This is a genomic window from Clostridium sp. CM041 (assembly GCF_055081035.1).
This window is the reverse complement of record NZ_CM143648.1, coordinates 2,551,085-2,565,174: the sequence shown is the minus strand read 5'-3', so window position 1 is coordinate 2,565,174 and position 14,090 is coordinate 2,551,085. Positions and strand designations below refer to the sequence as shown.

The 14,090-nt window shown below is 31.0% G+C and carries 14 protein-coding genes; 2 read left to right on the top strand and 12 right to left on the bottom strand.

Going from position 1 to position 14,090, the window contains the following annotated elements:
- Positions 1 to 45: 45 nt before the first annotated feature.
- The gene (locus ACWJJT_RS12040) at positions 46 to 984 is read left to right on the top strand and encodes a radical SAM protein (RefSeq protein WP_462954866.1); all 939 of its coding nucleotides are present in this window, start codon (positions 46 to 48) and stop codon (positions 982 to 984) included.
- A 153-nt stretch (positions 985 to 1,137) separates the two neighbouring features.
- Here ACWJJT_RS12040 and ACWJJT_RS12035 read toward each other — a convergent pair whose 3' ends face one another.
- From ACWJJT_RS12035 to ACWJJT_RS12010, 6 genes are all read right to left on the bottom strand, one after another.
- On the bottom strand, positions 1,138 to 1,827 hold the full coding sequence (locus tag ACWJJT_RS12035) for a phosphatase PAP2 family protein (RefSeq protein ID WP_462954865.1): 690 nt from the start codon (positions 1,825 to 1,827) through the stop codon (positions 1,138 to 1,140).
- A 30-nt stretch (positions 1,828 to 1,857) separates the two neighbouring features.
- Positions 1,858 to 3,657: a heme NO-binding domain-containing protein gene (locus tag ACWJJT_RS12030; RefSeq protein ID WP_462954864.1), complete on the bottom strand. Its 1,800-nt coding sequence runs from the start codon at positions 3,655 to 3,657 to the stop codon at positions 1,858 to 1,860.
- A 152-nt stretch (positions 3,658 to 3,809) separates the two neighbouring features.
- Positions 3,810 to 4,475 (bottom strand): S24 family peptidase, encoded by a 666-nt coding sequence (locus ACWJJT_RS12025; RefSeq protein WP_216303769.1) that lies wholly within the window; start codon positions 4,473 to 4,475, stop codon positions 3,810 to 3,812.
- 88 nt (positions 4,476 to 4,563) lie between these two features.
- On the bottom strand, positions 4,564 to 4,944 hold the full coding sequence (locus ACWJJT_RS12020; protein WP_462954863.1) for a DUF3783 domain-containing protein: 381 nt from the start codon (positions 4,942 to 4,944) through the stop codon (positions 4,564 to 4,566).
- A gap of 28 nt (positions 4,945 to 4,972) precedes the next feature.
- Positions 4,973 to 5,488: a peptidylprolyl isomerase gene (locus ACWJJT_RS12015; RefSeq protein WP_462954862.1), complete on the bottom strand. Its 516-nt coding sequence runs from the start codon at positions 5,486 to 5,488 to the stop codon at positions 4,973 to 4,975.
- Positions 5,489 to 5,642: 154 nt separating this feature from the next.
- Complete coding sequence (locus tag ACWJJT_RS12010) at positions 5,643 to 6,023, bottom strand: hypothetical protein (protein ID WP_462954861.1); 381 nt, start codon at positions 6,021 to 6,023, stop codon at positions 5,643 to 5,645.
- 252 nt (positions 6,024 to 6,275) lie between these two features.
- Between ACWJJT_RS12010 and ACWJJT_RS12005 the strand changes: the two genes are divergently transcribed.
- Complete coding sequence (locus tag ACWJJT_RS12005) at positions 6,276 to 6,572, top strand: zinc ribbon domain-containing protein (protein WP_165412371.1); 297 nt, start codon at positions 6,276 to 6,278, stop codon at positions 6,570 to 6,572.
- A gap of 124 nt (positions 6,573 to 6,696) precedes the next feature.
- Here ACWJJT_RS12005 and ACWJJT_RS12000 read toward each other — a convergent pair whose 3' ends face one another.
- The 6 genes from ACWJJT_RS12000 to ACWJJT_RS11975 all read right to left on the bottom strand — a co-directional run bounded on the left by ACWJJT_RS12000 (position 6,697) and on the right by ACWJJT_RS11975 (position 13,834).
- Entirely contained in the window at positions 6,697 to 8,061 is a 1,365-nt protein-coding gene (locus ACWJJT_RS12000; protein ID WP_462954860.1) for an MATE family efflux transporter, read from the bottom strand.
- A gap of 180 nt (positions 8,062 to 8,241) precedes the next feature.
- On the bottom strand, positions 8,242 to 9,720 hold the full coding sequence (locus ACWJJT_RS11995) for a HAMP domain-containing sensor histidine kinase (protein WP_462954859.1): 1,479 nt from the start codon (positions 9,718 to 9,720) through the stop codon (positions 8,242 to 8,244).
- Complete coding sequence (locus ACWJJT_RS11990; RefSeq protein WP_216303795.1) at positions 9,713 to 10,402, bottom strand: response regulator transcription factor; 690 nt, start codon at positions 10,400 to 10,402, stop codon at positions 9,713 to 9,715. Before ACWJJT_RS11990 ends, ACWJJT_RS11995 begins: the two co-directional genes overlap by 8 nt.
- Positions 10,403 to 10,738: 336 nt before the next feature.
- Positions 10,739 to 12,064: a pyrimidine-nucleoside phosphorylase gene (locus tag ACWJJT_RS11985; RefSeq protein WP_462954858.1), complete on the bottom strand. Its 1,326-nt coding sequence runs from the start codon at positions 12,062 to 12,064 to the stop codon at positions 10,739 to 10,741.
- 68 nt (positions 12,065 to 12,132) lie between these two features.
- Entirely contained in the window at positions 12,133 to 12,783 is a 651-nt protein-coding gene (gene deoC, locus ACWJJT_RS11980; RefSeq protein ID WP_462954857.1) for a deoxyribose-phosphate aldolase, read from the bottom strand.
- Position 12,784: 1 nt separating this feature from the next.
- Complete coding sequence (locus tag ACWJJT_RS11975) at positions 12,785 to 13,834, bottom strand: LacI family DNA-binding transcriptional regulator (RefSeq protein ID WP_462954856.1); 1,050 nt, start codon at positions 13,832 to 13,834, stop codon at positions 12,785 to 12,787.
- Between the last annotated feature and the right edge of the window lie 256 nt (positions 13,835 to 14,090).

The following is a 14,090-nucleotide window of genomic DNA, read 5'->3' as shown; positions in this document are numbered from 1 at the left end:
TCTTATATATTCTAAAGATTTAAATTATAAAACAAGGAGATAAAGATGATTAATAAAGGTACTAGAGAATTAGATAGTTCATATTTTTTAAACTTGTTAAAAAAATGCAATTTATGCCCTAGGAAATGTTTTGTTAATAGATTAGGTGGAGAATTAGGCTTTTGTAGAGCTTCTAAGGATGTAAAAATAGCTAAGGCTTCCCTGCATCACTGGGAAGAACCCTGTATTTCCGGCGCAAATGGCTCTGGAACTGTATTCTTTTCCAATTGTAATCTGAAATGTGTATTTTGTCAGAATCATAAGATAAGCCATGAAGACGCTGGGAAAACGGTATCTATATATCGCCTTAGTGAAATTTTTTTGGAGCAGCAGGAAAGAGGGGCCCTTAATATAAATTTAGTTACCCCTACTCACTATGTACCCCAAATAATAGAAGCCTTGAAACTTGCTAAAAATAAAGGCCTTAATATTCCTATTCTCTATAATTCAAGTGGCTATGAAAATATAGATACCATTAAAATGCTCCGCGGGTTTATTGATGTTTATTTACCAGACTTAAAATATTGTAACAATAAATATGCTATTAAATATTCAAAAGCTCCTAATTATTTTACTGTAGCTTCTGCCGCTATTACTGAAATGGTTTCGCAAGTAGGAGAAGTCAAATTTGATGCTGATGGAATAATTCAAAAGGGAGTAATCATTAGGCACCTAATGCTACCAGGATTATTATTTGATTCTAAGAAAATAATAGATTTTATATATAACACCTTTAATAATTCAGTATATATCAGCTTAATGAATCAATATACCCCTATGCAAGTCGCAATTAATTATCCTGAAATAAACAAGAAAGTAAACCCTAATCATTATGATGCTCTAATTGAGTACTGCTTAAACCTAGGTATCACCAAGTGCTTTATTCAAGAAAGCGAAAGCTCATCTTCGACTTTTGTGCCCGACTTTGATTTAATCGGAGTATAATGCTAAAAGGTCCCCATGGTTTTAATCATGGGGACCTTTTAGCATATAATCATTCTATATAGACCGCGCTTTGATCTTTATGAATCATCTCCTGCGGAGCTGGATTAACGACTTCAGAAGGAGATTTATACTCCCACTGAAGTTTTTTCTTTGTTACCGTATAGGACTCTCCCCTATAGAAGTGGGAGACTTTCCTTCAGAAATGTCGTTAACATCAAACTTTAGATTCTTAAAGGAAAAATACAATACACAAGCGACTATTACGCCTGCAAGCACATCTACAAAATAATGTTGCTTTATAAACATAGTAGATAGAATTATAAAAACAGCTGTAGTGACACAAATTGTTTTAATACATTTACAAACCTTTTCCGATTCATAAATATATAAAGCTACTAATACTGAATTTAAAACATGAATGCTTGGAAAACAGTTATACGGATTATCAGCCATGTATAACCTTAAAACCAAATTACTTAAGAAATCCGTTCCTGTTATTATGGGCCTTGGAACACAGGTTGGATAAAAATAATATATTATATAACATGTAATCATACCTATATTTAAAGTTATAAGTAGCTTTAGATACCTTCCTTTATCTACTATACATAGGATAGTCACAAAAATTGCTATAAATATATACCAAGATATATAAGGTAATATAAAAAATCTATTAAAAGGGATGAGTTTATCTACAAAAGTAAATAGGTCGTTAGTATCTCCTCTATATTGGTTTAACATTGGATATGTCATACTTACTAATGGTATACTTAGTCCAAGTAGGCCTCTTTTAATAATATCCTTCCATTCTTGTAGCGCTACGTTCTTTTGTAGTTGTTCCATTTTATCTCCTCCTTCCCTCCTTAATAAAAGCTATATCTTATATTTTTTCAAATCACCTTTAAATGAGCTTGTTATCTTTTTAAATTCATATATACTGTCAATAAGCTTCTTTATTTCATTAGTATAACTTCCAACACTTGCACTTACCTCTTCTGAAGCTGCCGAGTTTTCTTCCGCAATTGCAGCTAGAGACTCTATTGTTTCATATATATTTGCAATAGATTTTGCTTCTTTGTCTAAATCATTTATAGTATTTATCATTTCCGTAGAAACCGTTCTAACAGACATTGTAGCCTCATAACTTATATCTCTTACTTCTTCCAGACCCTTAGTTTCGTTTTGTAAAATATCATACTGATCACCGATTTTATCAACAAGTGTTTTTATATCCTTAACAAATTCGATTAAATTACTATTAATTTCTTCTACAGCGCTCTTGGACTGTTCGGCAAGCTTTCTAACCTCATCTGCTACTACAGCAAAACCTTTCCCTTGCTCTCCTGCACGGGCAGCCTCTATTGATGCATTTAGAGCAAGCAGATTTGTTTGCTCAGAAATTTGAGAAACAATTGATACTATACTTGTTATGTCATGAGCCTTTGATTCTAGTCTAATACCATTATCCTTAACCTCTTGAAATTTTTCTAAAGTCCCAACTATATTTTTACTTGTGCTATCAACACTTTCATAGCTATTATTTATCTTTTTAATAGCTTTTTCTAATTCATTCTTATTATTATTTTCGTTTTTAACAATATCCTTAAGTGATCTAATATTATCATTTAATATTAAAACAGCATTTTCAGTATTTTCTGCTTGACTTACAGAAGTGTTAGCCATTTGCTCAACCACTCCTGATATGTCTTCAGATGTACTGTTCATTACCTGTGAAATTTTATTTATATTTTCAGCAAAAGTATCCATCTCATCAGTTACGCCTTTGAAATCAACAAAATCTGCTCTAAACCCCTTTTTATAATCTTTAAGTTTTTTGTATAACTCTTCATATTCATCTCCAGTAACTATATCTCCATCTTCAACATAATTATTGTTGTTAATTTGGTCTATAGTATCTGAAATTAGCTTTGTAGGCCTTCCCATTATAAAAGACGCAAAGCTTGAAGCAGCTCCAGAAAGCACTGCAACTCCTAATACCGCTGCGATATTATCTGACCTACTTATTATCATACCTCCGAGTAAAGCTGTAATAAATGTAAATAGCCCTACTTTTCCAGATATATTATTAATAAACCCTAAAGATATCATTTTATTAATTTTATATGTTTTTTTATAATAAATATCATTTTCAAATGTAAGTTTTAAACTTAGACTATCTGAAGTTTTTTCTATTTGCTGAATTTCAATTTTCTCATTAAAATATTCACAAGTTCCATCTAAAAGACCTAGAAAATAATCAAACATCGCTCTCTTAGAATTATAAGTAAAAATAGCCTCGCGACTAGAAATAGGGTTTATACCCACGAGTGGTGGCTTAGCCCCCTCAAACTTCTTTGTCATCACCACGTGTATATCAAATAGTGATTTTAAAAATGAATAAACATTCTCAGTATGAAAAAATGCAGGAAAGTCTCTATGAAAAGCGTCTATATTATCTTTTCCTATGGTTCTCCATAATTTTTCAATAGGTATGTTTTGTTTCTTTGATATATTACCTATTACATTTTTAACCTGTCCATCATCTACATTCTCAACTGGTGAAAATATTTTACGAGAATTCCACCCCGCAGATTCCATCGCACTATTAACTACACCATCGCCATAAAGCTTTCTACAAGTTTTCATCCATGTAGCTACTACTGTCCCTTTCATACTGTTAATACCCCCATTCTACCTGTTATTTACTTTTTGTTATCTAAGTTATTAAGTGAATCTCCCCTTTAAGATACATTGTAACCTAATAATGATAATTTGTTAATAAAATCAATTGTTAATTCACAGGTTTTCTCATAATTTATTGTTACTTATACCTTAAACTCTACTCTATCTAACCTTGCAATTATCTTAATGTCATTATGTTTAACTGTATCAGTTCTTAATGAAACTCTATTGCTTATTAACAATATTTTATTACTATCTAATTTTTTTATTTGTCTTAACACTCTTTCTCCATTGTAATCCACTAGCGAAATAGCATTATTTTCTATTTCATGTGTCAAATGAGCAAAAGCAATGTCCCCACTACAAATTCTAAACCCAAGCATATCGTCATTCTCTATTTCTAAAAACAATACTTTATCTTGAGCATATCCTTCTACTTTATTTGATATTATTGGCATTTGTTTTACACCTATCGCTTTAGCTAAATCATATTTATAAATAGAAACATCTTTTAACACTGAGCTAAACGCATCATTCCATACCTCGTTTACTTTTCCCACGCTAGGTCTTTCGAGCTTTGGTTTTCTTTCTTCTACATACTCAGCGGCTTGAAATGATACAGATGTATCTTCAATTTCTTCCCCTAAGATTTTAGATATTTTTTCTAAAAATTTCTCGTTTATAATCTTTTTTCCCATTTCAACTTCATTAATAAAGTTTTCAGAAACTCCGATTTTTTTACCTAATTGTTTTTGACTTATCGCTTTTGATTCTCTTACCTCTTTAATTCTATCTCCTACTCTGCTCATAATTCTCCACCTTTCCAATTAAATAATTTCCCCTAAAATATAAATCTCCTGCTATCTTGCAGAAGATTTATATTTTGTGCCACATGCCTTATTCCATTTTTCTATAGGCTTCTCTTTCTTCAATTAGATGTTGCATAAGATAATTAATCGTCCAGTTTATAGATGTTGGTGTTACAGCGGCTAGTATAGTATTACTGCTTTTAATTTGCCTTATACTATCAATTAAATCATACAGTTCCTTATCTTTATAACTATTAAATAAAAGTAATTTTTCAGGTGGTAGTTCTATTTTGCTTTTTTCACCTTCTATATTCTCTAATACTTCTTTAATTGTTAGGTTGCCCATATCTTTCTCAATTACTTTGCAAGGTAACATATTTTGTTTTGATAGTAAACTATTAAGCTTTTCTTCTTCATCCTCGGTTAGTCCATATGCAAGGATATGTTTTTCATTAATAAGCTCCACCATACATCCCCCCTACAATTTAATATTTTTATTACATTTTTTCTGGCTGATCGTACTCAATTCCTAAAGTATCAACGCTCATGCTTTTTATTCTTTGCACCTTACGTGGCATATCTCTAAAATCTCTTTCTACCTTAGCTATTTCTAAAGCATGTTCCATACCCTCAGTTACTTTTCCAAAAGCTGCATAACTTCCATCTAAATGATAAGAATTAGCTACCATAATAAAAAACTGACTTCCTGCTGAATCTGAATCATTAGATCTAGCCATTGATAGAACCCCAACTGAATGCTTTAAATCATTTTTAAATTTATTAGAAGAAAACTCACCTTTTATTGAATAATCTGGTCCACCGACACCGGTCCCCTCAGGGCAGCCACCTTGAATCATAAATCCTGGAATTACCCTATGAAAAGTAAGTCCGTTATAAAATCCCTTATTTATAAGACTTATAAAATTATTTACCGTGTTAGGTGCAACTTCTGGGAACAGTTCAGCCTTTATTACTTTTCCATTTTCCATATTAATTGTTACTATTGGATTCATATATTTATCTCTCCTTCTATTATGTATTCATTATAAATTATATCACATTTTATATTATTTACTAATCTTTATATATAAGCCGTATATTTAGTAATCTAAAAAAATAACTAGTAACTCCACTAGTTATTTTTTTAGATATGCACCTTGTAAAAAGTTAAATAACTTGATGACCGACGCTTATTTGCAAAATCATTTTTTCTTGAGGTTTCTCTAATTTTATATGAATATTACCTCCAGGAAGTATTATTAGAAAATGTTCATCTAGCATGTCTACCTCTCGATTTTTTTCAATATTTACTGTATCTATTTCTAAGTTTCCGTAAGCCTCCGCTATATTGTATTCATATCCAATGTTTAAACTACCAAAGTTAGTTATATTTTCTAACTGTTTATCCTCATTTGCAATGATTAAATGTGCGATATTTTTATTTTCTTCGGATTTACATACTAGATGATTTATAATACATAAACAATCACTTTGAACTGGATTATTGATAATTATACAATTAATTTTTTTTGCTTCTTCAATTTCCATATTAAATATATCCTGACCTATATGGTGTTCATTATTATTTTTTAATTGAAATACTCTGATTTTTATCACCTTATTTCTGTTGTTCTTTGTATAGTTTAGTCTATTCTTATAGTCATGATATTGCTATACTTAATTCAAAATAAAATATGTAACATCTTCATGTTTTTTAGTCACAAATACACATTATATTAAATAATATATTATTAAGTCTATGCATTAAATTCAGACTGCACCATAAAAAGGAGGAATATTATGCCTTCCGCACCCAATTTGGACAAAATTAAAGATTCAATAAGTAATAGTTTAGATATTATATCAAACAAGTCTGAATATTTTATTGAAATATCAAAACTTAAATATAAAATCCATTCTGAAGAGAACAGTATGGAAGATCTCTACAAAGATATAGGAAAAGAACTGTACGCAATTTTTAAAACTAATAATCACATTGATGACTCCCTTTTAGATTATTGCAAGACATTAAAAAAAATAGAGGCCCGAATAAAAAATCTAGAAAAAAAGCTCAATAAAATTGATAATAAAAAATAAATAAAAAAGTATATATTACTATTAATGCATTCATTTCGCTAAGAACTACTAATTTGAATGTATTATACGTAATATATACTTTTTTGCGCATGAAAATATTTGTTATTTATTTTAACGTAGCCTGTTATGTAATTACATCCAGGCCTTCATTATGTAGTTTATTTAAATGTCTTATCTCTACAAAAATAAACACGGCTGTTATAATTGAAGCTATTGCATCCGAACTAGGTCCCGATAACCATACACCATCTAATCCAAAGAACCTTGGCAGAATAAATAGTAATGGTATAAGGAGTATTACTTGTCTGCTTAATCCTAAAAATATGGATATTTTAGCTTTACCTATAGCTTGGAAGTAGTTCGAACTAACTATTTGAAATCCTATTATAGGGAGCATAAACAGGTATATTCTAATGCCATGGCTACCTATTACTATTAGTTCTGGATCCTTATTAAACAAACTTATAATTTGTTTTGGAAACACCTGTATAATTATAAATCCAGTTGTAGTAATAGTTGTAGCTGCGATTATTGCTAATCTTAGGGCATGTTTTACTCGTCCATAGTTTTTTGATCCATAATTGTATCCGATAATTGGTTGACACCCTTGGTTAATTCCGAAAGTAGGCATTAACACCATCATCACCACACTCATAATAACTCCCATGGCTCCGAGGGCCATGTCCCCACCATATTTAACTAAACTTCTATTAGAAATAATAGATACTATACTTGCAGCAAGTTGCATTGAAAATGGAGACATACCTATAGCAAAAATGCTTTTTACAACCTTAGCATCTAATTTTAAATTTTTATAGCGTATTTTTAGCACACTATTCCCACCAAAGAAATAGGATAATACCCATATCATACTTATGGCCTGAGAAAGAATAGTTGCAATAGCCGCCCCTCTAGTTCCCATATGAAAAACAAAAATAAAAATTGGGTCTAAAATTGTATTTAATACTCCCCCAATCAACATTGTAACCATAGCTGCTCGCGGGTTACCCTCAGACCTTATTATATTATTCAGTCCAAATCCTACACTTTGAAATATTCCGCCTATAAGTATTATTGTTATGTATTCCTTAGCATATGGCAATATATCTTTACTCGCTCCAATTTTAAGTAACAGGGGTTCTAAAAATATAAGCCCTAAAACAGTTACTACAATTGAAAGTATAATAAGAAGAGTAAAGGCATTTCCTAAGATATGTTCTGCCTCTTCTTTTTTTTGTTGTCCAAGTTTAATAGATATAAGTGCGGCGCTTCCAATTCCCACAAGCATTGCAAACGCCATAATCATAATAGCAATAGGAAATGTAACTGTAACTCCTGATAGTGCAAGTTTTCCTATTCCTCTTCCTATAAATATTCTATCTACAACATTATATAAACCATTAACTAGCATTCCTATAATGGCAGGAATTGAAAACTTCATAAGTAACTTACCTATATTTTCCTCTCCTAATTGTTTTGAGCTATCCAAAAAATCTCCTCCTCGTATGTATAACTATATAATCTTATCACAAAAGCTATCATTAATACAAAAAAGTATATAATATTACAAATTAGTTTAACGATATTTTAGAAGAAAAGTCCTCCTCTTCTATAAGATGGGGTTACGGACTATAACAAATAAAAAACTTCAGAAGGAGCATAAATCTCCTTATGAAATCGTCGATGCATTATCTCCGTACCCCTTTAATTTAATTATAAATTTGCAACCTTTTTCTATATCGCTCCCTAAATATATACTCCCTCCATGCTTTTCAATTATTGCCTTTGATATTGCAAGCCCAAGTCCTGTACCACCATTTTTTGAGTTTCTTGTAGAATCCACTCTAACAAAAGGCTCAAAAATATCTCCTTCAAATTCCTTAGATATTCCTACTCCATCATCTTCAATAATAATTACAGTCGTGCCATCATCTATTAACAGCTTGATACTAATAGTAATCCCTGGACTATTGTATTTAATACTATTTAGTATAATGTTACTTATAGCTCTATCTAAATTTTTTCTATCAAACGGTATTTCAACTTCATCTTCGGTAATATCAACTTCATATTGAACACCTTTTTGCTCCATCATTGGAACATACCCGGCAATAAGTTCTCTTAAAAACTCGCCTACATCATGATTTCCTATATCTAATTTATATTCTGTACTTTCAACACGAGAAAATTCAAAAAGATCTTGAATCAAGTCATTCGCTCGTCTACTATTATTATTAATAACTTTTAATAACTTGTTTTTATCTTCTGATGAGATATCCTCATTTTCTAATAAGAATTCAGAATACCCCAATATACTTGTTAATGGATTTTTTAAATCATGAGATATATCAAGGATCATCCTCTTCCTGTTATGTTCCGCTTTTTCCTTTAGTAGCTTTTCTTGCTGTATTTTTTCAGCCATTAGATTAAAAGCATCTTTTAGTTGACCTATTTCATTCAAAGAATTAATTTCAACTCGAGCTGAATATTCTCCATTTTTTATAGTATTAACCCCTTGTAATAGCTTTTTTAATGGTTTAACAAAAATCCTTGATGTGAGTTTAGAATAAAGTACCATTGTAGATATTAAAAATATAAATATTATAAAGGGAAATATATTCAAAAAAATATGTCTTGTATTTTTAGGTTTATTGGCTTCTTCTATTTGCTCTTTATGTTCAAGCCCCCATGTATATGCGTCAAAAATACTGTCAGGCATAGCCGTGATTAAAATAAAGTCTTTATTTTCGCCATATTTACTAGAATAAAAATAACCATCTTTTAAATTATTAGTAATCATATCATTATAATAATCTAGTGAGTACTTAAAACCTGCTTTATGGTTACTTCCATTTTCCATCACAATAACTAGGTTTTTATCAAGCACTTCAACATATCCCTTATGTTTTATAAAATTCGTTACATTAATATCCTTATAATTTTGTTTTATCATATACTGTGCTGTAGCCTTATCCGTTGATGGATCAACATAATCAATGGAAATGTAAAAAAACAAAGCACCCATGGCTAGTATAAATATTACAATTATAATAACCAAAAATAAAATGTAATTTTTGAATAATTGAGTTTCCATCTTCTTACTTTTAAAATATGTTGCTATCTTTTTTAATTTATTTCTATTAATCATGGTTCTTCTCCATTTTATATCCTATACCTCTTATTGTTTTTAAATATTTAGGATTTTTAGGATCGTCTTCGATCTTTTCTCTAATATGGCTTATATGCACCATAATAGTATTAGAATCCCCATAATATGTATTGCCCCAAACTATTTCATATAACTGTTTTTTGGTGTATACCTTTCCCGGATTCTCTAAAATAAACCCAAGCAACCTATATTCCTTTGGATTTAAAACTATCTCTATATTGTTTTTATAAATAATACAACTTTCCTTGTCTAGCATTAACTCTCCAATTATTATTCCAGTTTTATAAGTTTTATTAGAATATTTATAATACCGTCGTAGCTGAGCCTTAACTCGTGCAATTATTTCAATGGGACTAAAAGGTTTTAGTACATAATCATCAGCCCCTAGTCCAAGACCAAGGATTTTATCCGACTCTTCTTCTCTTGCAGTAATAAAAATCACCGGTATTTCGCTAGTTTCCCTAATCTTTTTTAAAACCTTAAATCCATCAATTTTCGGGATCATAACATCAAGTAGTGCAATATCTATATCTTTATTTTCAAATATATTTAAAGCTTGCATACCATCTTCTGCTGTGAATATTTGATATCCTTCTTTTGATAAATGAATCTCTAGCAATTCTCTAATATCCTGTTCATCTTCTACAATTAGAATATTCATCATGTATCGCCCCCCAGCTTATATACATTGTACCTCTAAACTGCACTTTAACTCAAATAAAAAAGAAAAAAGTATGTATTACTGGTGCTTGCTCAAATGCATTTTCCATAATATATACCTCTCTCAGCCTGCTAAAACAATGTAAATTATATAATTTCCAATGAAAAAAGAATAGAGGGTATTCCCCCTCTATTCTTTACTTTATTAAATCATCTCCTGCGGAGCTGCAATATTAACGACTTCAGAAGGAGATTTATACTCCCACTGAAGTTTTCTATTTGTTAGGGTATGTAACTCCCACTTATATATATGGGAGACTTTCCTTCTGAAATGTCATTAAAATCTTGTCGTACCGTCTTTCGTAACAATACCTTTGATTAATGACTTAGCTATTATTTTTTCTTGTACTATTTCATACGCATTTAATACCATTTTTACAGATATTTTTTGTTTTTCAACACTACTTGCATAAACAGTTGCAATAGCCTCACCCTTGTTTACAAAATCTCCGATTTTCTTATGAAGAACAATTCCCACTGATAAATCTATTTTGCTTTCTTTAGTTTCACGCCCAGCCCCTAAAACTAAAGCAGCCTTTCCTATGTCGTCAGCTTTTATTCCTTTCACATAGCCTTCATGGATTGATATAATGGGCTCTATAATAGCTGGCATTGGGAATATAGATGGATCATCTACGTAAGCTGGATTTCCACCTTGTGATACTACAAGTTCTCTTAATTTCTGGATACCTTTTCCTGATTTTATAATATCCACAAGCACTTTTCTCGCCTGCTGCGCGTCCGTTGCTTTTCCTCCTAATACAAGCATATGTGCTCCTAAGGTTAAACAAAGTTCTGTAAGATCTTCTGGACCTTCACCTTTTAATGTATCTATAGCTTCTTTTACTTCTAAAGCATTACCAACTGCGTAACCTAATGGTTGGTCCATATCAGTTATTACACCAATAGTATTTCTACCTACATTAGTTCCTATATCAACCATCTCTCTTGCAAGTTCAAATGCATCATCCTCATTTTTCATAAATGCACCACTACCTGTCTTTACATCGAGTACTATAGCGTCTGCTCCAGAAGCTATTTTTTTACTCATTATACTTCCTGCAATTAAAGACATATTATCAACAGTCCCAGTAACATCACGAAGTGCATATAGTTTCTTGTCTGCTGGCGCTAAATCAGCAGTTTGACCCCCTATAGCAATTTTAGCTCTGTTTACATTTTGCATAAACTTTTCAATTGACATGGCAACTGAGAAGCCTTCAAATGATTCTAGCTTGTCAATAGTTCCGCCAGTATGTCCGAGTCCTCTTCCTGACATTTTAGCAACTGGCACGCCTGCTGCTGCAACAATAGGCCCAAGAATTAAAGTAGTTGTATCACCAACACCACCAGTACTATGCTTATCAACCTTTACACCTTCAATAGAAGATAAATCAATAGTTTCACCACTATTCACCATTGCCATTGTTAAATCTTTAGTTTCTCTCTTATTCATTTTTTGAAAGTATATAGCCATAAGTAATGCTGAAACTTGATAATCCGGGATAGTTCCATCTGTATATCCGCCAACAAAAAAATTAATTTCTTCTGTAGTAAGTTGGTTGCCATTTCTTTTTTTTATTATTAAATCATACATTCTCATACTACTCACCCCTAATTATTCATTTTAAATATATTTATATGTCTTCAAATTTAATAATTATAGTTTGACTATTTAAACCCCTGAACTATTGCTATAGAACTACTAGCTCCTACTCTACTAGCGCCTGCTTCAATAACAGCTTTTGCATCTTCAGCTGTCCTTACTGCTCCAGACGCTTTAACTCCCATTTCTGGTCCTACAGTCTCTCTCATTAATTTTACATCATGAACTGTTGCTCCGCCTGTTGAAAATCCTGTTGAAGTTTTTACGAAGTCCGCTCCAGCTTCTTTAGCTATTTGGCATGCCCTAACTTTTTGTGCATCTGTTAAAAGACAAGTTTCTATTATTACCTTTACTAGTGCGTATCCTTTACAAGCAGCAACTACTGCTTTAATTTCATCTTTTACTACATCAAACTTGTTTGATTTTATAGCACCAATATTAACCACCATATCTATTTCCTGCGCACCATTTTCAATTGCTTGTTTTGTTTCAAATGCTTTTACTTCTTTTGTTGTAGCTCCCAGTGGAAAACCAACAACGATACAAGTTTTTACGTTACTTCCTTCTAACTCTTTTCTTACAAGTGATGCGTAATATGCATTAGCGCATACTGAAGCAAACCCGTATTCTTTAGCTTCAGAACAAACTTTTATAATTTGCTCCTCGCAGGCTTCTTGTTTTAATAGTGTATGGTCTATATATTGTTCTATTTTCATTTTAATCTTCTCCTTTATCTTTTATAAATTTATTTTCTATATACTTTTCTGATCCTTTTAATAGAATATCCGGCGAAATAGTTACTCTTTTAATTTCGGTAGGCTTGTTACTATTTAAATTTTCTAATAACATCTTCATTCCAATTCTACCAAGTTCAATAGATGGCCCATTAATAAAACTAATGTTCATCCCTATTATATTTAACATATCAATCTTATCAAATCCAATTATCGCCATATCACGCGGTATATCTAGTTTTTCTTCATAGAAGGCTTTTATGCATCCCAAAATCATGGTATTACTACTTACAAAAATAGCAGTAGGTCTATTATCCATTTTCAATATTTGCTTTGTGATTTCATAAGCAGTTTCATATTTATAGTCACCATAAAAAATATATTCCTTTGCTATAGGAATATTATTAGCTTCTAATGCTTTTTTATATCCTAGCAATCGTTCTTTTGCAGGTCTAGAATTCATATTTCCTGTAATTATAGCAATTTTTGTGTGACCTTCTTCTATTAAAGTAGTTGTTCCAGCATAAGCCCCTTTTATATGATCTATAAAAACTCCACTAAAATCAAGATACTCAACATGCCCATCAATTAAAATTATTGGGATTTCTAAGTTTTTAAGTGCATTTAAGTTTTCACTATTACCTGAATCCTTGTAGAATGTTGGAGTTATGAGGAGTCCTTGAATCCTTTGCTGCTTAAGAACATTAATAGCTTTTAGTTCCTTATCTTTATTCTCATCGGTGTCACAAAGAATTATATTTAGATTATGTTCATCCGCAATTTCAGTGATACCTTTAATAATCTCCCCAAAAAACAAATTGTTTATATCAGGAACTATAACTCCAATAGTATTAGTTTTGCTTTTGGATAGGCTTCTAGCTATAGCACTAGGTGTATAATTTAGATCTTTAATTACCCTTTGAACTTTTTTTCTTGTTTCATCTTTTACATAACCTGAATTGTTTAAAACTCTTGACACTGTTGCATGTGATACTTTAGACTTTTGCGCAATATCACTTATTGTCACTGTCATTTTAGCCCTCCTCACTTTCAGGAAAACGATTGTAAAATTCTAAATAAATACCCTTAAGACTTAATTTTCTGAAATATGTTACCGCTTTCACATTTAGTATACTGCAAGGTTATGTAAATTTCAATAGGATTTATTCGACATTTTTATGAATTTTATAACTCTATGTTTGTCTTTCAAAACATGTAGTCACCATTTGAAATATGTCAGAAATAAATAAGATGTACTTTTGGTACACAATACAAACGCCTAAGGACTA